22 protein-coding genes and 2 pseudogenes are annotated in these 23,786 nt (G+C 68.1%); 15 read left to right on the forward strand and 9 right to left on the reverse strand.

What is annotated here, in order from left to right:
• Nucleotides 1–369: 369 nt before the first annotated feature.
• The 4 genes from NIBR502770_RS20215 to NIBR502770_RS20230 all read right to left on the reverse strand — a co-directional run bounded on the left by NIBR502770_RS20215 (nucleotide 370) and on the right by NIBR502770_RS20230 (nucleotide 3,762).
• Nucleotides 370–1,599, reverse strand: a complete 1,230-nt coding sequence (locus NIBR502770_RS20215; protein WP_141183147.1) for a YhjD/YihY/BrkB family envelope integrity protein — start codon at nucleotides 1,597–1,599, stop codon at nucleotides 370–372.
• A 104-nt stretch (nucleotides 1,600–1,703) separates the two neighbouring features.
• A complete protein-coding gene (locus NIBR502770_RS20220; protein WP_141182869.1) occupies nucleotides 1,704–2,366 on the reverse strand; it encodes a DUF3618 domain-containing protein in 663 nt (220 codons plus the stop codon).
• Nucleotides 2,363–2,794, reverse strand: a complete 432-nt coding sequence (locus NIBR502770_RS20225; protein ID WP_141158388.1) for a phage holin family protein — start codon at nucleotides 2,792–2,794, stop codon at nucleotides 2,363–2,365. The genes NIBR502770_RS20220 and NIBR502770_RS20225 overlap by 4 nt, the downstream gene beginning before the upstream one ends.
• Nucleotides 2,794–3,762 (reverse strand): hypothetical protein, encoded by a 969-nt coding sequence (locus NIBR502770_RS20230; RefSeq protein ID WP_141183148.1) that lies wholly within the window; start codon nucleotides 3,760–3,762, stop codon nucleotides 2,794–2,796. The genes NIBR502770_RS20225 and NIBR502770_RS20230 overlap by 1 nt, the downstream gene beginning before the upstream one ends.
• Nucleotides 3,763–3,946: 184 nt before the next feature.
• On the opposite strand from NIBR502770_RS20230, the gene ccmD reads away from it, so the two are divergent.
• Complete coding sequence (gene ccmD, locus NIBR502770_RS20235; RefSeq protein WP_141183149.1) at nucleotides 3,947–4,801, forward strand: heme exporter protein CcmD; 855 nt, start codon at nucleotides 3,947–3,949, stop codon at nucleotides 4,799–4,801.
• 118 nt (nucleotides 4,802–4,919) lie between these two features.
• Here the strand turns inward: ccmD and NIBR502770_RS20240 are convergent.
• Nucleotides 4,920–5,948, reverse strand: a pseudogene (locus NIBR502770_RS20240) (NAD-dependent epimerase/dehydratase family protein); the annotation flags it as partial.
• Nucleotides 5,949–6,095: 147 nt separating this feature from the next.
• Between NIBR502770_RS20240 and NIBR502770_RS20245 the strand changes: the two are divergent.
• The 10 genes from NIBR502770_RS20245 to rfaE2 all read left to right on the forward strand — a co-directional run bounded on the left by NIBR502770_RS20245 (nucleotide 6,096) and on the right by rfaE2 (nucleotide 17,100).
• Nucleotides 6,096–7,052: a sigma-70 family RNA polymerase sigma factor gene (locus NIBR502770_RS20245; RefSeq protein WP_141183150.1), complete on the forward strand. Its 957-nt coding sequence runs from the start codon at nucleotides 6,096–6,098 to the stop codon at nucleotides 7,050–7,052.
• Nucleotides 7,053–7,276: 224 nt separating this feature from the next.
• Nucleotides 7,277–7,813 (forward strand): HAD-IIIA family hydrolase, encoded by a 537-nt coding sequence (locus NIBR502770_RS20250; protein WP_141183151.1) that lies wholly within the window; start codon nucleotides 7,277–7,279, stop codon nucleotides 7,811–7,813.
• Nucleotides 7,813–8,901: a glycosyltransferase family 9 protein gene (locus NIBR502770_RS20255; protein ID WP_141183152.1), complete on the forward strand. Its 1,089-nt coding sequence runs from the start codon at nucleotides 7,813–7,815 to the stop codon at nucleotides 8,899–8,901. Before NIBR502770_RS20250 ends, NIBR502770_RS20255 begins: the two co-directional genes overlap by 1 nt.
• A complete protein-coding gene (locus NIBR502770_RS20260) occupies nucleotides 8,898–9,932 on the forward strand; it encodes a glycosyltransferase (RefSeq protein ID WP_141158381.1) in 1,035 nt (344 codons plus the stop codon). The genes NIBR502770_RS20255 and NIBR502770_RS20260 overlap by 4 nt, the downstream gene beginning before the upstream one ends.
• Nucleotides 9,929–11,194 (forward strand): glycosyltransferase, encoded by a 1,266-nt coding sequence (locus NIBR502770_RS20265; protein ID WP_141183153.1) that lies wholly within the window; start codon nucleotides 9,929–9,931, stop codon nucleotides 11,192–11,194. Before NIBR502770_RS20260 ends, NIBR502770_RS20265 begins: the two co-directional genes overlap by 4 nt.
• On the forward strand, nucleotides 11,191–11,901 hold the full coding sequence (locus NIBR502770_RS20270) for an SIS domain-containing protein (protein WP_141183154.1): 711 nt from the start codon (nucleotides 11,191–11,193) through the stop codon (nucleotides 11,899–11,901). The genes NIBR502770_RS20265 and NIBR502770_RS20270 overlap by 4 nt, the downstream gene beginning before the upstream one ends.
• Nucleotides 11,898–13,289 carry a PfkB family carbohydrate kinase gene (locus NIBR502770_RS20275; protein ID WP_141183155.1) on the forward strand — a complete coding sequence of 464 codons (1,392 nt, stop codon included), beginning with the start codon at nucleotides 11,898–11,900 and terminating at the stop codon, nucleotides 13,287–13,289. Before NIBR502770_RS20270 ends, NIBR502770_RS20275 begins: the two co-directional genes overlap by 4 nt.
• Nucleotides 13,290–13,333: 44 nt before the next feature.
• A complete protein-coding gene (locus NIBR502770_RS20280) occupies nucleotides 13,334–14,050 on the forward strand; it encodes an SDR family oxidoreductase (protein WP_141183156.1) in 717 nt (238 codons plus the stop codon).
• A gap of 84 nt (nucleotides 14,051–14,134) precedes the next feature.
• Nucleotides 14,135–15,574 carry an aldehyde dehydrogenase gene (locus NIBR502770_RS20285; RefSeq protein WP_141183157.1) on the forward strand — a complete coding sequence of 480 codons (1,440 nt, stop codon included), beginning with the start codon at nucleotides 14,135–14,137 and terminating at the stop codon, nucleotides 15,572–15,574.
• On the forward strand, nucleotides 15,571–17,100 hold the full coding sequence (gene rfaE2, locus NIBR502770_RS20290) for a D-glycero-beta-D-manno-heptose 1-phosphate adenylyltransferase (RefSeq protein WP_141183158.1): 1,530 nt from the start codon (nucleotides 15,571–15,573) through the stop codon (nucleotides 17,098–17,100). The genes NIBR502770_RS20285 and rfaE2 overlap by 4 nt, the downstream gene beginning before the upstream one ends.
• 109 nt (nucleotides 17,101–17,209) lie before the next feature.
• Here rfaE2 and NIBR502770_RS20295 read toward each other — a convergent pair whose 3' ends face one another.
• Nucleotides 17,210–17,623 (reverse strand): VOC family protein, encoded by a 414-nt coding sequence (locus NIBR502770_RS20295; RefSeq protein WP_141158374.1) that lies wholly within the window; start codon nucleotides 17,621–17,623, stop codon nucleotides 17,210–17,212.
• Nucleotides 17,624–17,775: 152 nt separating this feature from the next.
• Between NIBR502770_RS20295 and NIBR502770_RS20300 the strand changes: the two genes are divergently transcribed.
• Nucleotides 17,776–18,675: a spermidine synthase gene (locus tag NIBR502770_RS20300; RefSeq protein ID WP_141183159.1), complete on the forward strand. Its 900-nt coding sequence runs from the start codon at nucleotides 17,776–17,778 to the stop codon at nucleotides 18,673–18,675.
• A 55-nt stretch (nucleotides 18,676–18,730) separates the two neighbouring features.
• Here the strand turns inward: NIBR502770_RS20300 and NIBR502770_RS20305 are convergent, their stop codons facing one another.
• Nucleotides 18,731–19,624: a LysR family transcriptional regulator gene (locus NIBR502770_RS20305; RefSeq protein WP_141158372.1), complete on the reverse strand. Its 894-nt coding sequence runs from the start codon at nucleotides 19,622–19,624 to the stop codon at nucleotides 18,731–18,733.
• Nucleotides 19,625–19,751: 127 nt separating this feature from the next.
• Here NIBR502770_RS20305 and NIBR502770_RS20310 point away from each other — a divergent pair, with 127 nt between their 5' ends.
• Nucleotides 19,752–21,131, forward strand: coding sequence for an MFS transporter (locus NIBR502770_RS20310; protein ID WP_141183160.1), 1,380 nt, complete (start codon nucleotides 19,752–19,754; stop codon nucleotides 21,129–21,131).
• A 75-nt stretch (nucleotides 21,132–21,206) separates the two neighbouring features.
• Nucleotides 21,207–21,956, forward strand: a complete 750-nt coding sequence (locus tag NIBR502770_RS20315) for a 3-hydroxybutyrate dehydrogenase (protein ID WP_141158370.1) — start codon at nucleotides 21,207–21,209, stop codon at nucleotides 21,954–21,956.
• A 4-nt stretch (nucleotides 21,957–21,960) separates the two neighbouring features.
• Here the strand turns inward: NIBR502770_RS20315 and NIBR502770_RS20320 are convergent, their stop codons facing one another.
• Nucleotides 21,961–22,224, reverse strand: a complete 264-nt coding sequence (locus NIBR502770_RS20320) for a hypothetical protein (protein ID WP_141183161.1) — start codon at nucleotides 22,222–22,224, stop codon at nucleotides 21,961–21,963.
• Nucleotides 22,225–22,391: 167 nt separating this feature from the next.
• The gene (locus tag NIBR502770_RS20325; protein WP_141183522.1) at nucleotides 22,392–22,745 is read right to left on the reverse strand and encodes a helix-turn-helix domain-containing protein; all 354 of its coding nucleotides are present in this window, start codon (nucleotides 22,743–22,745) and stop codon (nucleotides 22,392–22,394) included.
• A 139-nt stretch (nucleotides 22,746–22,884) separates the two neighbouring features.
• On the opposite strand from NIBR502770_RS20325, the pseudogene NIBR502770_RS20330 reads away from it, so the two are divergent.
• Nucleotides 22,885–23,747, forward strand: a pseudogene (locus tag NIBR502770_RS20330) (SDR family oxidoreductase).
• The last annotated feature ends 39 nt before the right edge of the window (nucleotides 23,748–23,786 follow it).

Here is a 23,786-nt window from a genome sequence, read left to right on the forward strand (position 1 = left end):
GTTGACAGTAATCCCGCCGACTGCTTCAGCGGCCTTGCCGGTCTTCCGGGGAATCCCGGCGAGGTATTCACGAAAGTATTGCAGTTCCGCGTGCTTGTCCAGTTGGTTCCGGGCCGGTTGGGCCTGTGGGGAGGGGCCCGTGTACAGTGGCGCGGCGTCGCCGCGAACGGGGTGCACGGGCGGGCCTGAGGGGGCCGACGGCGACTGGGGGGACTGGCCTCGGTCTCAGAAGAGGCCATCTCACCGCCGACCCCGTATTGCCCCGGGGGTGCTGCCGCCCGGGAAAACCAAACAGGACCTCTAGGATGAATTTTCCTCCATCCCGAAGGTCCTGCCTAGTCCCTCTGCGCCGCGGTTGCGCCTGCCTGCTTAAGCGCTCCCGCCCCGCCGGATTCCGTCGTCGGACTCCCCGCTTTCGGCACGGTGCTGCACCTTGTCGCGGACCCTGTCGCGGTGCCGCTCACCTGGCCGGTCCGCGTCCCGGCCGTTGCGGGCAGGCTGCCTGTCCCGGTCCTCGCCGGAGCCCTGCCGGCCACTCTCCGCGGCGTACTTTTCCCGGAGGTCACGGCCATGCTTGATGTCTTCTTCGACCTGCTTCTGCAGCTTCTCGCTCTTCTTCGTGTCCCGCGGCGGCAGCTGGATGGTTTCCTCGGCCTTGATCCCGGCCTGCAGTTCGCGGCCGCGTTCCACTTCCGCGTCAAACTCGGCGCCGAAAAGAAGCGACATGTTCAGGATCCAGAGCCACAGCAGCATGATGATGACACTGCCCAACGCCCCGTACGTCTTGTTGTAGTTGCCGAAGTTCCCCACGTAGAAACCGAATCCCAGTGAGGCGATCAGGAAGACCACCAGGGCAATCCCGGACCCCATGCTCATCCACCGGAATTTCGGCTGCTTGACGTTGGGAGTGGCGTAATACAGCACGGCAATGATGGCGATGATCAGGGCGATCATCACCGGCCACTTGGCGATGTTCCAGACCATGAGGAACGGCCCGCTGAGGCCGATCAGGCCGCCCACGGCCTCGGAAACCGGGCCGCTGAGGACCAGCATGCCGGCCAGCATGGCCACGATGACCACAGCCAGGAGCGTGACGCCGAGCATGGTTCCACGGAGCTTCACGAAAGCCCGGCCCTCATCCACCTCGTAGACCCTGTTCATGGCCCGGCCAAAGGCTCCGACATAACCGGAGGCGGACCACAGCGCGGTTACGAGGCCAATAACAAGGGTGAATCCGGCCGCCGGGGCGCTGGTCAGTTCCGAAACCGGCCCGCTGATGGTATTCACGGTTTCCGCCGGAGCGAAGCCGCGCACGATTTCCAGCAGTGCATTGGTGGTCTTCTGCGGGTCCCCAAACAGGCCAAGGAGCGATACCAGTGCCAGCAGGGCCGGGAACAGCGAGAGAACCGCGTAATACGTCAGGGCCGCTGCGAGGTCGGGGCACTGGTCCTTGCTGAATTCCCGGAGCGTCTTCCTGGCGATGTATTTCCAGGACGGTTTATCCAGGTCCCTGGGGCTGGCAGGTTTCCTCGAGTCATCGGGGGCCGGAGCCTGGCCCGCCTTGGCGGTACTGGTCTCGGATGTGTCGTGAGTGGCCATGGGGTGTCCTCTCAATCAGGGGGCCAAGGGGACAGGCCGGCCCGCGGATCGCGGTGCCGGCCTGCCGATCAAACTGTTGCCTTACAGTGCCGCGGGGGGGGGGGCTAGGTGTTTTGGATGTTGTCTTTGGCGTCTGTGGCGCGGTCTTTGACGTCGGTGGCGGCGTTTTGGCCTTCGGTTTTGACGTTGTGGGCGGCGTCGGTGGCGGTGGCTTTGACGTTGTCCATGGCTTCCTGGGCGGGTTCCTTGAGGTCCTGGGCCATGGTTTTGGCGGCGTCGGTGACCTGGGTTGCCAGGGGCTGGGCGGCGGTTTTGAGTTGGTCCGCGGCTTCGCGTTCCTTCTCGCTGGCGGGGATCAGGGAGGAGATGAGCATGCCGGCGCCGAACGCGATGAGCCCGGCGGCCAGGGGGTTCCCGGCGGTTTTGGCTTTGACCTGGTCCGGGGCGTTGGAGACGGCCTGGCCGGCGTCGGAGAGTTTCGCGGAGACCGCGTCTCCTGCCTGGTGGAGGTTGTCGCCGGCGGTGTTTAGGGCGTTGGTGGTGTGTCCGGTCCCGGTGGCGGTGGTGTCGTGAACCTTGGTGGTGGCGTGGTCTGCTGCGCCCATGATTTTCTCCTTCACCCCGGTCACGGCGTCGCGGACCTTGTCGGTTTGGCGGTGGACGATGTTGGACGGAGTGACTTTGTCGGCCACGGCGTCGACGTTGGTGCCCAGGCGGGCCCGGGTGGCTTCTATGTCTGCGCGGATGGCATCGGGGTTTTCGCTCATCGGTTTACCTCACCTGGTTTTAGGGTTGGGGGTATTTCTGCGAGGGTTTCCCCGGTTTGGGGCAGGCCCTTGATCTGTTTGAGTTCCTTCCGGCCGATGGAGGCCAGGACGGCGGCGATGATGGCCCAGAGCACGGCGACGATCAGCGCCGCCCAGCCCAGGGCCATGACGGCGCCGAGGGCGAACATCAGGGCCAGGGAGAGGAAGACCAGGACGAAGTGGCCGCCCACGCCGGCGCCGGCGAGCATGCCGGCGCCTTTGCCCGCGCGGGAGGTGGATTGTTTGAGTTCGGCCTTGGCCAGTTCCACTTCCTGGCGCATCAGGGTGGACAGGTCACGGGTCACGTCCCCGAGGAGTTCACCGATCGAGGCGTTATCCGCTTTCACATGCGCCGCGCTGGGCGGCGGCTCCGGTATCTGGCTGCTCATCACAAACCACCCGCCTGGCCGCCCGGGGTGCGGTCCTGGGTGAGGGGATCGTTGGCCATGGGATCGTCGGCGAGGGCGCGGTCACGGAGCGGATCGTCCGAGAGTTGGTTACCGGACCATGGCTCTTCCACGAGTTGCGGACTGTCCAGCCCGCTCGCCGCCCCCGCTGATTCAGGGTAGCTGCTGCCGGGAGCGCCGCCGTCGTATCCTGCCGTGGTGGTGGCCGGGCCGGGAAGCTGGACCGGCGGAGGAGGAACTGTCCCGCCCGCTACCGGGTACGACTGGTTGTACTGGTCGCCGTAGGTGCTGCCCGCGTATTGGCCGCCAACACCGGTGCCGGCAGCAGTGGACGCCGATGCTTCGGGCGGGCCTGCGGTGAGGCCGCGGGTGAGGCGGCCGGCCAGGACGCCGGCGCCGGCGGCGAGGAGCAGGAAGGTCCCGGGCTTGTTCCGGGCGAAGCGCTGGACCTCGTTCAGGAGGTCACCCGGTTCCCGGTTTTCCAGCCAGGTGGCCATCGAGGAGGTGCGCTCCGCTGCCTGGCGGACCAGGTCACTGGCCATGCCCTGCTGGTCCGGGGCGCTGGCCATGCTGTGCAGCTGGGTGGAGATGTTGCGGATGCCCTCGGCAGCCTTCTGCTGCTGCGTGCCTGCCTGGCTGGTCAGGCCTGACTTCGCCTGTCCCAGCAGGTCCTGCGCATTTGCCTTCGCCTCATGCGAAACGTTCGCAGCCTCGTCCTTCGCCGTCCGGGCCACATTCTGCGCGGACCCTGCTGCGGTACGGGCTACGTCGGCAGCTTCGTCCTTGGCTGCGTCCTTGCGGGAGGAGCCGTAGGTGTCACCAGCCTGGCTGTCGCCCTCAAGGGGAGCGGCGGTGGAGGGGAAGGTGGCGGGCGGCCGCTCGCCGGGAATTCCTGTATTGGCCGGCGGAGCCGTGTAGGCGGGGTCCTGGGGCCATTGGTTCTCTGTCATCTTCGCTCTCTTTCCAAGAAGGCCGGTTGTTGATCAAGAACCAGCAATACTGGCCGTAAAATGATAAGCATGATTACTAATGAAAGGTAAGTACCCTTGCTAAACGAGTTATAACCGTTCCAAAAATGTCAGCCGGAAGGCGAGGGCCTGCCCGGTCACAACGAAGTGGAAAGTGGTGGGAAACGTGGACACAGCTCCATGGGTATGGGTTGTAGTTGCCGTTGTTGTGGTGGCGCTGATCGTGCTGCTGCTCCTGGCCGGAGGCAGGCGCCGGAAGGCAATGCAGGAAAAGCGGGACCAGGAACACCGGGAGAAGGCGGCCGAGATCCGGCGCGAAGCCGAGAACATGGAAATCGATGCCCGCGAGCGTGAAGCGAAGGCCATCCGGGCCCGTGCGGATGCGGAGCAGGCCAAGGTAGATGCAGCGCGGCTGCAAAAAGAGGCTGAACAGCGCAGCAAGGAAGCCCAGTCCCTTCGGGGCGACGTTGCCAGCCGCGCCCGGAAGGCAGACGAGCTTGATCCCGACGTCGGCCCGGACGGCAGCCGGCAGGACCGCCGCGTGGTGCAGGACGCCCGGGAGGAGCGGGGCGGAGTGGATGCCGGGCACGATCGTCACGATGTCCACGACGCCGGGCAGGATCGACCCCAGGGGTATGGCGCCGGTTCGGAGCGTCCGCAAACGCACGACGCCGGGACGGATCGTCGCGTAATACACGACGCCCGGCAGGACCGCACCGAAGCCTATGGCGCCAGGCATGATGCAAACGAAGGGCTGGGCCACGCCGGACGCAGTGCCTCCCAGTCAGGTTCCGCCGCAGATGTTGGGGCTGGTTCGCGGGGGGAGCCGGGCTATGTTGACGATGGGCGCGACGACGCTGGACGGGGCCTTGGCGGGGACCGCGAATTTCCCGCTGCCGGTGCAGGCGACAGGGCGCCGGAGGCCGAGCCGGGACGGAGGCGCCATGCAGAGACCAGGGATGCCGCCGCGGGCGAAGACGTGCGAAGCGACCGGGGCGGCGACCAGGGCGCCGGCATCTAATCGACGCTTCAATCAATGGCGCCGGCACAGATGCTCCCGGCATCCCCTGGCCAGGGTACCAGGGCTGACGCATAGGCGCCGGAGCAGCCGGCCGGCCGCTCCTGCGCCTAGCGGGCGCGGGGTTTGAGGGCGGGGAGGGACTGACTCCTTCCCCCGTTCCCATGCCCACAAGCAGCTCCTTGACGGCATCGATCGATGCCACTTTCGGCTCCCAGGCCAGGATGCGTTCCGCGCGGCTGGTGTCCATGATCGGGGCGCCGGCAGCCATCTCCACCCATCCGGCGTCTGTGGGCTGCAGCCGGGCCCGCCACGTCAGGTCCACCAGTGCGTGGAGCAGCCGCATGGGGATGGGCAGGATCCTCTTCGCGCCGAAGATGCGGCCCAGTTCCTGGGGCGTGAGGACCGGCTCGGCGGCAATATTGAAGGCTCCGCTGGCGCGCTGGTCGACTGCCCGCCAATAGGCCTCCGCAACGTCGTCCGCATGGACTGCCTGGAAAACCAGGTTGTCAGGGACCGGGAGGATGGGCAGCCATGGCCTGGGTGGTACCAGCCGGGACAAGACGCGGCCAAGGAAGTACCTGCCAATTTCAGCCCCGGCCTGTCCTTGGAAGATCAGCGCAGGGCGCAGCCGCGCGACGGCGATGTCCGGGTGTGCGGCCATGAATCCGTCCAGGAGCTTCTCCTGCTCTGCCTTGTGCCGGCTGTAATGCGAGCCTGCCATGCCATCTGCCGGCCATGACTCGTCCCGCCGCTGGTCCTTGCCGGACGCCTTGTACGCGCCCACCGAGGAAGCGCAGACAACCTGCTTGACTCCCGCGCGTGCAGCCGCCTTCAGGACATTTCCGGTCCCCGTGACATTGGTCCGGTGCAGAAGATCCAGATCGCGGTTCGGCTGGATCTGCCATGCCAAATGGACCACTGCATCGACCCCGGCCAGCGCTTTTTCCAACAGGGGCATGTCCCGCTCCAGGCCCACATCCAGGGTGTGCCACTGCACGCCGCTGTAGGGTTCCCCGGACGTATCGGGAAGCCTGCGGCTGATTCCCACCAGTTGCAGGCTGCCGGGCTTCCTGGCCAGCTGGCGCTGCAGGTTGCGCAGCAGTGCTGTCCCCGCGTTTCCGCTGGCTCCCGTAATGGCGATGCGCATACCTAAGACTCCTTGGCGGCTCGATCCAGTTCCCCCTACTTTCAGAGCTTATAGCGGAGGAGCATTGTTTTATAAGCAAGCTTATGATTTCCTACTTCTAAGTCTTGCCGCAGGCTTTCGGAACCAGACCGAGGGAAATCAACACTCATGCCCGAATCCTTTGCCGCATTTGCCGTCGACGCTGCGCCCGTCCACCGCCGGCAGCCGGTACCAGCACAAAACCACACTCCGCCCGCCACCTCCGGGCGGCTTCGCGAGACGTTCGAAAACGATTTGGTCCTCAAATACCTGGACCTTGCAGAAGCCTTGGCTGCGCGCTTCGAAGCCCGCGGCAGGGAGCGGGCAGACCTGAACCAGGTTGCCTATCTGGGCCTGGTCAAGGCAGCCCGTGGCTTCGACCAGGCCAAGGGGGAAAGTTTCCCCGCCTACGCTGCGCCCACCATCACCGGCGAACTCAAGCGGTACCTCCGCGACCGGACCTGGGTGGTCCGCCCGCCGCGCCACATCCAGGACCTGAGGACCCGGCTGTTCCGGGCAGAGCCGGAGTTGACCCAGTCGCTGGGAAGGAATCCCAGCGTGATGGAGCTGGCCAGCGAACTGGGGAGCGATCCGGCCGAGGTGCAGGAGGCCATGTCGGCGTCCAGCAGCATGCACCCCGATTCCCTGGACGCGGTCAACCCCAACTCGGATGCACCATCCATCGGCGAGGTGCTGGCGTGCCCCGAGACACCGCTGGAGCGCCTTGAAGAACTGTCCTGCCTGCGCGACGCCATGCAGGACCTGAACGACTCGGACCGCGAGCTCCTGTACCGCCGCTACTTCTGCGAGGAAACCCAGGTGCAGCTGGGGAAGCGGTTGGGCATGTCCCAGATGCAGGTTTCCCGCCGCCTGGCCAAGGTGCTGGTGGAACTGCATCGCAGGCTGGAGGAAGGCGCCCGTGCCGGAGCAGTGGACGGGGCCCTCGGCGATGCAACGCCGGGCGGCGCAGGCCGGCGGGGCCACCCTGCCAACACGGTTGCGCCCTTCCACCGGCCGCTGAGGGCCGGACACTCCACCGCCGCGAAGCGGGCGGACCGGCGCCACGGCGGCACGGGGGCCAGGTAGCGGCCGCACTGCACGCTCCGGCGGGCACCGCTGCGGGTACCGGTACGCAGCAGAAGTGGCTGTTGCTGCGCAGAGCTGCATCGCCGGCACGGCGTAGCAGTCCCAACGCCTGCGCGGCGCACTCCTTATCTTGCCTGTTCAAGGTGGGTACCGGTACGCCGCGGATGCGGCCAAAAGGCACGGGGCCTTGTTTAGGAGCAACAGCAGAAGGGAACTGGTTGGCTATGGGAAGCTCTGAAATGTCCACGCTCCGGGCTGTCCTGTTCGACAGGGACGGAACCCTGGTTGTCGATGTGCCCTACAACGGGGATCCCGGCAAGGTACGGCCGATGGCCGGCGCGAAAGAGGTGCTGGATGGCCTGCGGGCGGCAGGAATTGCCACTGGGGTTGTCAGTAACCAGTCGGGCATCGCCCGCGGCCTGATCACGGCCGACGACGTGGCAAAAGTCAATGCCCGGGTGGAAGAACTCCTGGGGCCGTTCGATGTGTGGGAGGTCTGCCCCCACGCGGAACAGGACAGCTGTTCCTGCCGCAAGCCGGCTCCCGGCATGGTGCACAGCGCCTGCCGCAAACTTGGGATCCACGAATCGGAAGCCGCCCTTATCGGGGACATTGGCGCCGACGTGGGGGCCGCCGAAGCTGCCGGCGCCACCGGGGTCCTGGTCCCCACGCCCGTGACCCGCGCCGAGGAGGTGGCCGCGGCGCGGCTGGTCGCCTCCGACCTGTCCTTAGCCGTGGGCCTGCTGCAGGAGCTGCCCTGATGGGGCGCGTCCTGGTGGCCCGGCTGGACAGCATGGGCGATGTCCTCCTCTCCGGCCCGGCCGTCCGCGCGGTGGCCAACGGCCGCGCCCAGCACGGCGGCAGCACCAACCACGTGGTGATGCTGTGCGGCCGGCAGGGTGAAGCCGCCGCTGCCATGCTCCCGGGCGTCGATGACGTCTACAGCTGGGACAGCCCGTGGATCATGAACCCGGCGCCGCGGATGACGGGCCCGCATGCGGACCGCCTGATCGAATACGTGCGCAATTCCCGCATCACCGAAGCCGTCATCCTCACTTCCTTCCACCAATCGCCCCTGCCGCTGGCTCTCCTGCTGCGCCTGGCAGGCGTGGAGCGCATCACCGGTGCCTCCACGGATTACGCTGGCTCGCTGCTCGATGTCCGCCTGAAACCGGGGGAGGACTTCCCCGAGGACCAGCCCGAAGCGGAACGGGCGCTGGGCATCGCGGAAGCCGCCGGCTTCCGGCTCCCGGCGGGCGACGACGGAAAGCTGCGCATCAACTCCGTGGCCGAAGTGGCTGCCCTCGTAGGTACCGGACCCTACGTCGTGGTCCACCCCGGCGCGGCCGTCCCGGCAAGGGCGTGGCCTCCGCTGCACCATGCTGCCGCCGTCGAACTCCTCCAGGGGGCCGGGTACCGCGTGGTGGTGACCGGCGGTCCCGGCGAGACGTCGCTCACGGCCACGGTGGCAGGCCCCTCCGCCTTGGACCTGGGCGGCCGCACCGACCTTGCCACTATGGCGGGCGTCATGGCCGGGGCCGATGCGGTCATCAGCGGCAACACCGGCCCGGCCCACCTGGCGGCCGCGGTGGGCACGCCTGTCGCTTGCCTGTTTTCCCCCGTGGTCCCTGCGATCCGCTGGGCACCCTACGGCGTGCCGCTGGAACTCCTCGGAGACCAAAATGCGCCGTGCCGCATGACCCGGGCCCGGATTTGCCCGGTACCGGGCCACCCGTGCCTCGATTCGGTGTCGCCGGAGGAAGTGGTGGCAGCGGTGGAGCGCCTGGTAAGTGGAGTGAGCTCCTTCAGCACGCACGTCAGCACCCGTAGAAAGGCCCGCAACAGATGAGGATCCTGCTCTGGCACGTCCACGGTTCCTGGACGGATGCCTTTGTCCGCGGTCGCCACGAGTACCTGCTTCCCGTCCTGCCCGGAGGCGGCGCGTGGGGACTGGGCCGCGCCGGCAGGGACTGGCCGGAATCAGTGCGGGAGGTGGACCTGGCCACGCTCGACGCTGACGCCGTGGACGCCGTCGTCCTCCAACGCCCGGAAGAGATCGATGAAGTGGTACGAAACCTGGGACGGAAGCCCGGCGTCGACCTGCCGGCCGTGTTCGTGGAGCACAACACCCCCAAGGGAAATTTCCCGAACACCAGCCACCCGCTCGCCGGCCAGGACCGCATCCCGGTGGTCCACGTAACCCATTTCAACCGCCTGGCCTGGGACAACGGCTCCGCTCCCATCACCGTGATCGAGCACGGAATCCCGGACCCCGGACAGCTATACACCGGTGAGCTGCCGGAACTGGGGGTAGTGGTCAACGAACCTGTGCGGCGGGGCCGGGTCACAGGAACGGACTTGCTGCCGGCCTTCGCTTCGGTGGCTCCGCTGCAAGTGTTCGGCATGAAGACGGAAGGCCTGGCGGCAGCCACCGGAATCGAGGCTTCACGCGTGACGGCCCGGGGCGACCTGAAGACACGGGACCTGCACCGGGAACTTGCCCGCTGCCGCGTCTACGTCCATCCCATGCGCTGGACCTCGCTGGGGCTGTCCCTCCTGGAAGCCATGCACCTGGGCATGCCGGTGGTGGTGCTTGCCACCACTGAGGCCCCACGTGCCGTGCCGCAGGAAGCCGGCGTGGTCTCTGCCGACGTCGACGAGCTGCTCCGCTGTGCGGCGCGGCTGGTGGCCAATCCGGATGAAGCCCGACGGCGGGGACTCGCCGCCCGGGAGGCGGCGCTGGAGCGTTACGGCCTGGGCAAGTTCCAGGACCGCTGGGATGGGCTCCTGGCGGACCTGCGGAACCGGCCCCGGCACCCCGTTAACGAGCGGCCGGACGAGCGGATCCTCGTTCCGGCACGGGAGAGGAAGACACCATGAAGATCGCCATGATTTCCGAGCACGCCAGTCCGCTGGCGGCACTGGGCGGCGTGGACGCAGGCGGGCAGAACGTCCATGTTGCCGCGCTGTCCGAGGCCCTTGCCAAGCGCGGCCACCACGTCACCGTCTACACCCGCAGGGACGCAACGGAGCTTCCCGCACGGGTCCGGGTGGGGCGCCGGTTCGACGTGGTCCACGTGGACGCCGGGCCCGCCCGCCACGTGCCCAAGGACCAGCTGCTGCCCTACATGGGCGACCTCGCGGACGGCGTGGCCAGGGACTGGGGGCAGCGGCCGCCGGACGTGGTGCACGGCCACTTCTGGATGTCCGGCCTGGCAGCCTTGGAGGCGGCCAGGCGGCCCGACGCCGGGTACCGCGTGCCCATGCTGCAGACGTTCCATGCGCTGGGTACCGTCAAGCGGAGGCACCAGGGCGCGGAGGACACCAGCCCGGAGGCACGCCGCTGGCTGGAACCCGGCGTGGGACGCGCTGCCGACCGGATCATCGCTACCTGCTCAGACGAGGTCTTCGAGCTCAAGGCCATGGGCATCGCCACCGGCAAGATCTCCATTGCGCCCTGTGGGGTGGACCTGGGCTTCTTCTCGGCAAATGGGCCGGTGGCCGAAAGAAAGCGCCGCTACCGGATCCTGTCGGTGGGGCGGCTGGTGCCACGCAAGGGCGTTGACCTGGTGATCCGATCACTCCCGTACCTCAAGGCGGCGGGATTCGACGACGTCGAACTCCTGATCGTGGGCGGCGGGGGGGACACCAACGTCATGCACTCCGACCCCGAGATCCGGCGCCTGCTGGACCTTGCCGCCGGGCTGGGCGTGTCTGAACACGTGACCCTGCAGGGGCAGGTGGCCCGGACGGAGATGCCCGGCATCTTCCGCAGTGCCGATGCCGTGGTCTGCGCACCCTGGTACGAACCGTTCGGCATCGTCCCGCTCGAGGTGATGGCCTGCGGCGTCCCGGTAGTAGCAGCAGCCGTGGGCGGCCTCCGGGACACGGTGGTTGACCATGCCACGGGCCTGCACGTCCCGCCACGGGACCCCGAGGCCATCGCCTCGGCACTGTCACTGCTGCTGGAAGACCCCGCCCTCAGGACAAAACTCGGCCAGGCCGGGGAGCGGCGCGCACGCACCCGTTACTCCTGGGACCGGGTGGCAGCGGAAACCGAAAAGGCCTACCAGCTGGCCATGGCCGGTGCCCCGGCCAGCGTTCCGGCCGGGAACGTACCGATGGAAGGAGCTGCCCTGTGACTGCCGAATCGTCCCTGCGCGAAGCAGACCTCCGTACCCTCACCGGAGCACCGCCGCTGCCCGCGGTGCTCCCAGGCGCCACATTCGTGGACCCCGCCAGCGCCGAGGCCGTCCGCACCCACCTGGACAATGTCATTCCGGCCCTTGATTCGCTCCGCAGCCAGTCCGGCCGGCTGGCCGCCTGGGGCGTGGAGCTTGCCCAGCGCCTGCTGCGCGGGCAGCGGATCCTGGCCGCGGGCAACGGCGGCTCAGCCGCGGAGGCGCAGCACCTCACCGCCGAACTGGTGGGCCGGTTCGACAGCGAACGGGTCCCGTTCTCCGCCATCTCCCTGCACGCGGAGTCGTCGGCGGTCACCGCCATCGCCAACGACTACGGGTACGACGAGGTCTTTTCCCGGCAGGTCCGCGCCCACGGCCGTTCCGGCGACGTGCTGATGCTGCTGTCCACCAGCGGCAAGAGCCCCAACCTGCTGCGCGCCGCAGAAGCGGCGGCCCGGCTCAACGTAACCACGTGGGCGCTCACCGGCTCCGGCCCCAATCCGCTGGCGGACGTCTGCGACCAGGCCGTCATGATCGACGCCCTGAACGCCAACGCCCAGGAAGGGCACCTGATCGCCCTGCATGCCATCTGCCGTGCCTTCGATCTTGAGGTTGCCCGGCACACCCCGTCCGTAGTGGCCGGGTTCCCGAGAGGGGGCCGGGCATGAGGATCGTCGTCGTGGGAGACGTGATGCTCGACGTCGACCTTTCAGGTGAGGCCACCAGGCTCAGCCCGGATGCCCCCGTTCCCGTGGTGGACATTTCGGGTGTCCGACGCCGCGCCGGCGGCGCAGGCCTGGTGGCGCGCATGCTGGCCCAGGACGGCTGGCCCGTCACCCTGGTGACGGTCCTTGGCAATGACGACGCCGGCAGCCAGTTGCGTGCACACCTGGCCGGGGTGCAGCTCGTCGCGGGCACCAGTGGCTATCCCTCGCCCGTCAAAACCCGGGTCCGGGCGGGTTCGCATCCGGTGGTCCGCTTCGACCAGGGTTGTGAAAAATCGCCGGTTCCGGACGTGAGCCCGGCGATGCTCCGCGCCGTGGAACAGGCCGGCGTGGTCATCGTCGCCGACTACGGCAGGGGGCTGGCGGCCAACCCCCGGCTCCGCGCGCTGCTGGGCCGGCTGGCGGGTGAGGTCCCCATCGTGTGGGACCCGCACCCTTCAGGGCCGGAACCGGTGCCCGGGGTTGCCGTGGTGACACCGAACATTTCTGAAGCAACCAAAGCCGTCCAAGCTGGTTCCGGAAGCGCTGCAGGCTCGGCAGACACCGTGGCGGAAATTCTGCTCCAGCGGTGGCGCAGCCGGGCCGTGCTGGTGACCAGGGGCGAGGAAGGGGCGGTCCTGCTGCGGCAGGGTGATACCTCTGCCCGGGCCGTCCCCGCGCCAAGGGTGGAAGCCGGCGACCCCTGCGGGGCCGGCGACCGCCTGGCAGCCAGCCTCGCCGTGCACCTCCTGGCCGGCAGCGACCTTCCGGAAGCTGCCGCGCTGGCAGTCCACGATGCCGCCGACTTCCTGGCGGCCGGGGGCGTCTCGGCCCTGCCGGACACTGCAGGGGCCGACGCTGCCGCCGGACATCCGGCGCCGGCTGCCGGCCGGCGCACCACCGAACCCTTGCTCCTGGCCCGTTCCGTGCGCGAGCGCGGCGGGACGGTGGTGGCCACCGGCGGCTGCTTCGACCTGATCCACGCCGGCCACGTCCGGTCACTCACCGCAGCCCGCGGGTTGGGGGACTGCCTCATCGTTTGCCTGAACTCGGATGACTCGGTGCGGCGGCTCAAAGGCCCGCAGCGTCCCATTATCGGCCAGCACGACAGGGCCGAACTGCTCCTTGCCATGGAATGCGTGGACGCGGTGATGGTCTTCGATGAGGACACCCCGGAAGCCGCCCTGGACCGGCTCCGCCCCGATATCTGGGTCAAGGGCGGCGACTACAAGGGAGCCCGCCTGCCCGAGGCCGACCTCGTGGAAAGGTGGGGCGGCCGCTGCCTCACCGTTCCCTTCCACCCGGCCCGCTCCACCACCGGCCTGGCTGACGCGCTCGCCAAGGTCAGCTGAACCACTTCCCTTTTCTGTCTTGTTTTCCCACTGAAAGGAACACCATGACCGCAGAACCAACCGCAACTGCTGCCACCACGCCCGGACGCGTCCTGGTCACCGGAGGTGCCTCCGGACTGGGGGCCGCCGTCGTCGAAGCAGTCCTCCGCTCCGGTGGCACTCCGGTGGTCCTGGACCGCGACATCAGTACCGTCTCGGGCGTCAAGGCGTTCGAAGTGGACGTCGCAGACCGTGCTGCCGTGGAGCACGCAGTCCGGGAAGCCGCGGAAACCCTCGGCGGCCTCGACGCGGTGGTTACCGCGGCAGGGATCGACCGCTGCGGCAAGCTCGCCGACGTCGAAGCCACCGAGTGGGAAAAGGTCATCGGGGTCAATCTGATGGGCACGGTTTCCACCGTGCGCGCCGCCCTGCCGTACCTGAAGGAAAGCCACGGGCGCGTGGTCACCGTAGCCTCCACCCTGGGCAAACGCGCCGTGGCTGATGCCACCGCGTACTGCGCCTCCAAGTTCGGCGTGGTGGGATTCAGCCACGCGCTGGCCGCGGAAACCGGAGGGGAAATCGGCGTGACCACCATGATTCCGGGCGGCATGAAGACCCGGTTCTTCGATGACCGGACCGAGCAGTACAAACCGCAGGACGATTCCCGGCTCAACGATCCCGCCAACACCGCACAGGCCATCCTGTTCGCCTTGAACCAGCCCACCGGCTGCGAGGTCAGGGAAATGCTGATCTGCCACGAGGAAGAGGGCTCCTGGCCCTAAACCGGGCACAGGCCGCCACACCCTGGCGGCACAGCCGGACCACCAGCACACGACATACCAGCACCGAAAGGCGGGAGGAACACCATGCCCACCACAGCCACTGAAACAACCGCAGGCAAGGAAACAGTCGAGGGCGCCGGCATCACCATCCAGGACCCGCGGACCGGTGAAGTGCTCTGGACGGTGCCCCAGGCGGGCCCGGACGCAGTAAATGATGCCGTGGACGTGGCCCGCAGAGCTGCGCCCGGCTGGGCGGCGACAGCTCCGGCCGAGCGCGGCGCGGCCCTTCGCGCCGCCGCCAAGGCGCTGGATGCTGCCGCCCGGGAGCTCGCAGGGCTGAATGCCAGCGAAACCGGGCGGCCCGAAGAAGAAGCGCTGGCCGGAATCGCCGCCGCCGTATCCACCCTTGAGCAGTATGCCGAACTGGGCCCGGTGCACCGCGGCCACAGCCTCCGCGGGAGCCGGCTCGCCTCCGACTACACCATCGCCGAGCCGCGCGGCGTGGCCGTCCTGCTGACCCCCTGGAATGACCCGGTGGCAGTAGCCTGCGGCATGATCGGGGCCGCGTTGGTGACGGGCAACGCGGTCATCCACAAGCCCAGCGAGCGCTGCCCCCGGCTGGGGGAGGCGCTGGGCGAAGTCCTGGCACCGGCCTTTCCCGCCGGCGTCTTCCTGACCCTCTCCGGCGGCGCAGGGGTGGGGGAAGCCCTGTCCCGGGCGGACGTGGACGTGCTCGCCCACGTCGGTTCCAGCGCCTCAGGTGCCCGGATCGCGGAGGCAGGAGCCCGTACCGGTGCCCACGTCATCCGCGAAAACGGCGGCAACGATCCCTTGGTGGTGGACCGCGACGTGGACCCGGCGTGGGCTGCGGAACAGGCCGCCATCGGCGCCTTCAGCAACAGCGGCCAGATCTGCACCGCCGTGGAACGCATCTACGTCCATCAAGACATCGCCGAGGCGTTCTGCAGCGCACTCGAAGCCGAGGCTGCCCTCCGGAACAGCAACGGATCCGTGGCGCCGCTGGTTGACCTACGGATGCGCGACGCCGTCCACGGGCATGTTGCGGAGGCCCTGGACCGCGGCGCCCGCGCCGTGGAAGGCGGTGCACTGCCGGACGGGCCCGGATCCTTCTACCCCGCCACCGTCCTGCTCGGCTGCACCGAAGGAATGCAGGTTATGGCGGAGGAAACGTTCGGCCCGGTGGCCCCGGTCCAGGTGGTGGACACGTTCGACGACGGCCTGCGCCTGGCGTGCAGCGGCAGGTACGGCCTGGCCGCCACCGTCCTGAGCAGCAACCTTGCGCACATCCAGCAGGCCGTGGCCGCGCTGCCGGTGGGAACGGTCAAGGTCAACGCGGTCTTTGGCGGCGCTCCGGGCGGGGCAGCCCAGCCCCGCGGGGAGAGCGGCGCCGGGTTCGGCTACGGGCCCGAGCTGCTGGACGAATTCACGCAGGTCAAGGTGGTGCACATCGAAGCTCCGCCGGCCTATGCACGGGCCGGCCGTGCCGAAGTGGACCAGCCATGAACGCGTCCCCGGACTCCATCGACCTCTCAACCCAGCGGGCGCTGTCTGACTGGCTGCCGGGAAGGCTGGCCGCCGAAAACCCCTCCATCCTGGTGATCGGCGACGTGATGCTCGATGGCTGGTGGAGCGGCAGCATCGAACGGCTCTGCCGGGAAGCTCCCGCCCCCGTCGTGGACATCCAAACCCGCGAATCGGTTCCCGGTGGGGCGGCCAACACCGCCATGAACCTTGCGGCCCTGGGAGCGAAGGTGGCAGTGGCCGGCATCATCGGCACTGACGACGCCGGCGAGGACCTGCGCGGGCAGCTTGCCGCCGCCGGCATCGACGTCCGGCACCTCCACACCCACCCGGATATGGTCACCACCACCAAGATTCGGATCAGCAGCGGCGGCCAGGTGATGCTGCGCCTCGACGACTCGGCCGGCACTGTCCCGGCCGAGGCCCTGGCCGCGCTCGCCGCCTCGGTGCGGGCCGCCGTCGAACGCCAGGACGCCGTGCTGGTCTGCGACTACGGGACCGGTGTGGTGGCAGGCCCCGTCCGCGCCGCACTGGCGGGAACCCTGGGGAACTGGACCGGGGAAGGCCGGCCACTGGTGGTGGTTGACGCCCACGACCCGCGGCCGTGGGCGGCCCTGCAGCCGGACCTGGTGACGCCGAATGCCCAGGAAACCGCACGGCTGCTCGACCGCAGGCTGCCGGAGGGGCAGGGCAGGGTGGACGCCGTAGGCGGTGCTGCTGCAGACCTGCTGGCCAGCACCGGCGCGCGTGCGGTGGTGGTCACCCTGGACCGGGACGGAACCGTCCTGCTGACGCCCGACGGCGTGCGGCACCGGACGTGGGCGCGGCCGGCTGCCGAAAAGCAGGCGTCCGGGGCAGGCGATACGTTCGTGGCGGCCCTGACGCTGGCCCGTGCCGCAGGCCTCCCGCTGACGGCCAGCCTGGACCTGGCACAGTCGGCCGCCGACGTGGTGGTCCACCAGCCCGGCACTTCGGTGTGCAGTACCGCCCAGCTCAGCCGGTACCTGGAGGCGTTCGCCGATACGGCCTTGAGCGAGGAGGAACTGGAGCGCCAACTGGAGCTGCACCGCGCCCAGGGGCAGCGGATCGTGCTGACCAACGGCTGCTTCGACGTCCTGCACAGTGGCCACACCCGGTACCTCAACCAGGCCAAGCAGCTGGGCGACATCCTGGTGGTGGCGCTGAACAGCGACGATTCCGTCCGCCGGCTCAAGGGATCCGGCCGGCCCATCAACACCATGGCGGACCGGGCAGCGGTGGTGGCGGCGCTGAGCTGCGTGGACTACGTGACAGTGTTCGACACCCCCACGGCCGCCCCGCTGATCCGCCTGCTCCGGCCCGAGGTGTACGCCAAGGGCGGGGACTACACGCCCGAAATGCTGGCCGAGACGCCCGCGGTGGAAGAATACGGCGGCCGCGTGGCCATCCTGGACTACGTGGCTGAACGGTCCACCACTGCCGTGGTGAATCGGATCCGCGACGGCCAGGGGGCTGCCACGGCACCGTAGCAGTGGGCCCGTCCCGGCGGCAGCCGAGGGACGAAGCCGAGGCGCGGCCCGACGTCGTCGCGCCCCCCGCTTTCGGTAACTGACCCTCCAGCCCCCTCGGGGCCTCGCCTCAGCTGTACAGGTGGCTGTCCAGGACCGAACGGGGTTTTTCTGCCGGATCCGGGTGGGTGACGATGACGCGGATACCGTCGGGATCCCGGCCTTCGACGACGGTAACGCCGCCCTTTGCGCGGGTTTCCGTGTAACGCCCCAGGTCTTTCAGCGCCCGCTCGAAGTACGCCAGGCCCTCAGCGGTGTCTGTCGCCCACATCAGCAGGTGCTGCCCCAGGCCACCCGAGTAGTGCTCCTCACGGGGGCCGCGTTCAATGAGGTAGAGCTCGAAGCCTCCGGGCGCCAGGAGGAGGGCCGCGTCGGCCGAGCGTATGGTTTCCACGCAGTTGAACAGGTCCCGGTAGAAGGTCACGGACCTGTCCAGCTCCGAGACGAACTGGACGGATGAAGCCACCCTCGCTGTGTATTCCATCCTGTCATTGTTGACCCCGCCGCCGCAGACCACCAGCCTTCCATCAGGCGGTGCGGGCTTCCGGGACCGTTGCCCCGCTTCAGCTCCAATGGCGGGCAACAACTAGGGTTGACCCTGTACAACTCACACGGACTGAAGCGGGGCAACGGGCAATGGCGAAACGCGGACGGTCGGCGAACCGGGCCGGACGCCCGGCAGCCGGTGTGGTTGAGGTTCCCAAGGGGGCTGTGGTGAACGGTCCGGCAGAGGGCGTCTACTACATCGATACGGGCGACTGTGAACTCATCGCCGACCAGGACAACTCCACCGGCTGGCTCCTGAAGATCAACGGCGTCATGAGCTCGCACATTGACCTGGCCGACCCGTTGTTCCTGGACTTTGAGTACATGCGGTGGATGGCGGCGCTCATTGAGTCGCGGTGGCCGCCGTCGGACGTCTCCGCAGCAAAGCTGCGCGGGCTGCACCTGGGCGGCGGTGCCTGCTCCCTGGCCCGCTACTTCTCCGCCGCCTACCCCGATGCGCGGCAGGTGGTGGTGGAGCTGGACGGGAAGCTCGCCGAGTACGTGCGCGGCTGGTTCGACCTTCCCAAGGCGCCCCTGCTGCGGATCCGCGTGGGGGAGGCCCGTGCCGTGACCGAAACCCTCACGGAGCACACCAGGGACTTCATTATCCGCGACGTCTTCGCGGGAGCATTCACCCCCCGGCCCCTCACCACCGCCGAATTCAACCAGCACGCCAAGCGGGTCCTGGCGCCGGGCGGCCTGTATGTTGCCAATTCCGGTGACGCCCCGGACCTGAAGAACGCCCGGGAGGACGCGGCCACCATTGCGGCCGCCTTCAAGCACACGGTGATCATTGCCGATCCCGCCATGCTGAAGGGCCGGCGGTACGGAAACATGGTGATGGCCGGCAGCGACGTGCCCTTCGGGGACGATCCGCAGCTTCGCCGCCGGCTCCTCGGCGGGGCCGTCCCGGCGCACCTGTGGGATGACGACCAGGTGCGGGCATTCGCGGCGGGGGCTCCGGTCCGCCACGACGCACCCGCACCCTGACCCCGCAAGCACGGCCAGGGAACCCGGCGGGCGTGGGCCCACGCAGTTATCGTCTTCAGCGGCCCAGGAGTGCATCGCGGTGCTCGGACATCCGTTCCCTGAGGGCCTGCACGACGGCGGCCACCGCAGGGCGGCGGAGTGAGTCCGGACGCAGGACCATCCAGTAGGGGAGCAGTTCGCCGATCTTTTCGGGCAGCAGGCGGACCAGGTCGTCGTGGAGGTCGGCCATGAAGCACGGCAGGAAGCCGACGCCGGCGCCGGCACGGGTGGCCTCGACATGGACGAACACGTTGGTGGAGGTCAGGCCGTCCTTCATGGCGGGAACGAGCCGCCGCGGCGCATCGAGGTCGTCCACCTGGAGCATCGAGTCCACGAAGTAGACCAGCGGATGCCCGTTGAGTTCGGCCACGGTGGCGGGTGTCCCATACTCTGCAAGGTAGGCGCGGGAGGCATACATGCCCAGCCGGTAATCGCCCAGGCGGATGGCCTCCGCGCGGTGCACCTGCGGCTCGCCCACCACCACTTCGATGTCCAGCCCTGACCGCTGCTGCAGCGCCCGGCGGGTCATGGTGACCACCTCCACGCTCAGGCCCGGATGGTCCCGGCGCAGCCGTGCCACGGCAGGGGCGGCAATGTAGGCGCTGAAGCCATCCGTCGCGGTCATGCGCACGACGCCGGCAATCGGGTCGGGTGCCTGGCCGCCCGGTCCCAGCGTGCCCAGCACCGCCTCCACCTGTTCGGCCGCCCGCACGGCGCGTTCGCCAAGCTCCGTGAGTTCCCAGCCGCCCGCGGCACGGGACAGGACCCGGCCGCCCAGGGACTTCTCGAGCGCGGCGATCCTGCGCGAGACGGTGGTGTGGTTCAGGCCCAAGGCTTGGGCCGCCGTCGTGAACCTGGCGGAGCGGGACACCGCCAGGAGCACCAGCAGGTCATCGGGGTTCGCGTTCATATCTGCAATTGTGCACACGTTGACTGCCTCTTTGGCCATTGAAGAGCCGGACCTGTGCAGCAATACTCATCTGAGTCACTTGTGCTGGAGATCACAGCACGTGTCAATGTGGACACTGAGGAGAACCATGAGCATTGAGCAAGGCCTGGCGAACGACGCCGGGCATGCACCCAAGGGAACGGGCCTGAAGAAGATTGTCGCCGCCTCCATGGTGGGCACGGTGGTGGAATGGTACGAATTCTTCCTGTACGCCACCGCGGCCACGCTGGTCTTCGGCAAGTACTTCTTCCCCGCCACAGGCAACGACCTGGACGGGATCATCCAGGCGTTCCTGACCTATGCCGTGGGCTTCATCGCCCGCCCGCTGGGCGGCATCGTCTTTGGCCAGATCGGCGACAAGCTGGGCCGGAAGCCCACGCTGCAGCTCACCATCATCATCATCGGTGTTTCCACGTTCCTGATGGGCTGCCTGCCGGGCTTCGCCGACATCGGGTACCTGGCCCCTGCGCTGCTAGTGGCCTTGCGCTTCATCCAGGGCTTCGCGCTGGGCGGCGAATGGGGCGGTGCCGTGCTCCTGGTGGCCGAACACAGCCCCAACAAGACCCGCGCCTTCTGGTCCAGCTGGCCCCAGGCGGCCGTCCCGGTGGGCAACCTCCTGGCCACCCTGGTGCTGTACATCATGTCCACCACCCTGAGCAGCGAGGCCTTCCTCGGTTGGGGCTGGCGCGTGGCGTTCTGGCTCTCCGCAGTGATCGTCTTCGTGGGCTACTACATCCGCACCAACGTCAGCGAATCGCCCATCTTCCTCGAAGCCAAGGAACTGGTGGAGAAGGAACAGGCCGTCAGCTACGGCGTCTTCGAGGTCCTGCGCAAGTACCCCAAGGGCATCTTCCAGGCCATGGGCCTGCGGTTCGCGGAAAACATCATGTATTACCTGGTGGTCAGCTTCGCGATCGTGTACCTCAAGAGCGTGCACAAGTACGACACTTCCTCGCTCCTGCTGGCGCTGCTGATCGCGCACCTTATCCACTTCGCCATCATTCCGCAGTACGGCCGCCTCGCGGACCGGATTGGCCGCAAGCCCGTTTACCTGGCCGGCGCCATCCTGGGTGCCACCTGGCCGTTCTTCGCCTTCCCGATGTTCGATACCAGGAACGCCGTCGTCATCGTCCTGGCCGTGACCATCGGCCTGTGCCTGCACGGCCTGATGTATGCGGGCCAGCCCGCCATCATGGCCGAGATGTTCCCCACCCGCATGCGGTACTCCGGCGCATCCCTCGGCTCGCAGGTGACGTCCATCTTCGCCGGTTCGCTGGCGCCGCTGCTGGCCACCCAGTGGCTGAAGGACACGGGTTCGTGGCTGCCCACCGCCATCTACCTGGTGGTGGCCTGTGCCATCACCACGGTGGCCGTGCTAAGCCTGAAGGAGACCAAGGGCATTGCCCTGGAGGACGTGGACCAGGAAGACGCGGCCCGCGAGGGGCTGCTGACCGCTGGACGCCGCTGACCTGGCTGTTGGGTTGACCCGGCCGCTGGACCGTCCGGGCGCGCAAGTCGTTGGCTGTACACAAGGAGAACTGGAATGGACAACACGTTGAATGGACGCAAGGCGCTGGTCACCGGCGGTGCCAGCGGAATCGGGGCCGCCTGCGTGCGCGCACTGGCGGCGCGCGGAGCGAAAGTGGTGGTGGCCGACGTCGATGCCGCCGCCGCAACGTCCCTCGCCGATGAGGTGGGCGGCAGCGCCTGGGAAGTGGACCTGTTGGACGTCGACGCCCTGGCCGGGCTGAGCCTTGACTGCGACATCCTGGTCAACAACGCCGGCATCCAGCGCATCAACCCCATCGAGGAGTTCGATCCCGCAGACTTTCGCAGGCTTATCAGCCTGATGCTGGAGGCCCCGTTCCTGCTCATCCGGGCTGCCCTGCCGCACATGTACGCCAACAAGTTCGGCCGCGTCATCAACGTGTCCTCGGTTCATGGACTGCGCGCCTCTCCGTTCAAAAGCGCGTACGTCTCGGCCAAGCACGGCCTGGAAGGGCTCAGCAAGGTGACCGCGCTTGAAGGGGGACCGCACGGTGTTACGTCGAACTGCGTCAACCCCGGATACGTGCGCACGCCTTTGGTGGAGAAGCAGCTCGCGGACCAGGCCAAGATGCACGGCATCCCGGAGTCCGAGGTCCTGGCGAAGGTGATGCTCACCGAAGCCGCCATCAAGCGCCTGGTGGAGCCGGACGAGGTGGCGTCCCTGGTGGCCTGGCTGGCGTCCCCGGACGCCGGCATGGTCACCGGCGCCAGCTACACCATGGACGGTGGCTGGTCGGCCCGTTAGTACTTCAGTCCAGGGGTTTGACCAGCCGGTGGTCAAAGAAGAAGACGCCGTACGGGGTCTTCACTCCCACTGACCGGCGGTCCTGCCACACGACGACCCCTTCGCGCCTGCCGCTGAAGGGGTCGTCGCCTATGACGGTGTCCCCTACCCGGTAAGGGCAGCGGGGTCCGAAAGCCGTCAACGTGCGGCCCCATGCCCCGGAAAGGGCGGACCCCAGGCTGACGGGCCGGCCCATGCCGGAAAGATCCTGTGCGTAGTCCCTGGCCATGTGACCAACTCCTTCAAGCGGCAACCTGCCGCCTGCTAACGGTGCTGGTTGGCGGAATGCTCCCAGCGGAGGATGGTCCTCCCATTCCGGCCGCCACCGTACGGCTACGCTAAGCGCTATTCACACCAGCCACAGCAGTAACAGGTACTCATTTTCCGGTGCTGCGACTACTTGGCCGGGACGGCCCCGTTGATGATCTCTTCGGCGTGGTCAAAAGCCCAGGCTGCCAGAGGCACCAGCAGCGCACTCAGTTCGTAGCCCCGGTCGGTGAGGCTGTAGTCCACCCGGGGCGGAATGACAGGCTGGGCTTTCCTGCTGACCAGGCCGTCGCGCTCCAGGGTCTTCAGCGTTTGTGCCAGCATCTTCTCGCTGATGCCCTCGGCCCGCCGCCGCAGGTCGCTCCACCGCTGTTCGCCCTCCGACAGGGCAATGAGGAGCAGGACGCCCCATTTGCTGGTGACGTGGTCGAGCAGTGTCCGGCTGGGGCACCCGGCCGGGAACACGCCGTCGTCAAAGGCCATGGGCAGGGGGCGGCTCGCATGCCACAAGCTTACTCCAAGGTCAGTACCTTACTTCAAAGTGCGTACTCACTTTTGGGAAGTTATCCGCCGACGGGCCGGTTGTGCCCTTCGACAGAGCAAAATCCCGAAAGGAATCATCGTGAGCATTGTTGTTACAGGCGCCACTGGCCAGTTGGGCCGCCACGTTCTTGAAGCACTCCTGGAGCGTGGGGTGGCGGCCGGGAATATTGTCGCGGCCGGCCGGTCCGTGGCGAAGCTGGCGGACTTCGTGGAGCGCGGGGTACGCGTACAGCCGATGGACTACGCCGACGCCGGATCGGTTGCCGCTGCCTTGAAGGGTGCCACGCGGGTGCTCCTGATCTCCGGCAGCGAAGTGGGACAGCGGGTTGACCAGCACCGCACCGTTATCGAAGCGGCCAAGGCCGAGGGCGTGGAGCTGCTGGCCTACACCAGCATCGCCAACGCGGACACCACGTCCATGTTGCTGGCCGACGAGCACAAGGCCACCGAGGCGCTGCTGCGTGAGTCCGGGGTTCCGTTCGTGCTGCTGCGCAACGGCTGGTACCTGGAAAACTACACGGAGCAGCTGCCCGGAACGCTTGCGCAGGGCGCTGTTGCGGGAAGCGCCGGTGACGGCAAGGTCAGCGCCGCTGCCCGGGCCGACTATGCCCACGCGGCTGCCGCGGTTTTGGTGGCCGACGGCCAGGCCGGCAAGGTTTACGAGCTTGGCGGCGACAAGGCCTTCAGCATGGCGGACCTCGCTGCGGAGATCAGCGCGGCCACCGGGAAGGCCGTCAGCTACAACGACCTGCCCGCGGGGACTATGCGGAACTGCTCGCGTCCGTGGGTGTGCCGGAAGCCTTTGCGGAGATCCTGGCGGATTCCGACATGGGCATTGCCCGCGGCGACCTCCTGGTCAGCACCGGCGACCTCCGGCGGCTGATCGGCCGCCCGACGACGTCCCTTGGCCAGGCGGTGCGGGCCGCCGCTGCTGCCGCGTAGGACAGCCGAACTGAAAGGTGCCCGTCCCCATATAGGGGC

Source organism: Pseudarthrobacter sp. NIBRBAC000502770, from assembly GCF_006517815.1.
Classification (GTDB): Bacteria; Actinomycetota; Actinomycetes; order Actinomycetales; family Micrococcaceae; genus Arthrobacter; species Arthrobacter niigatensis.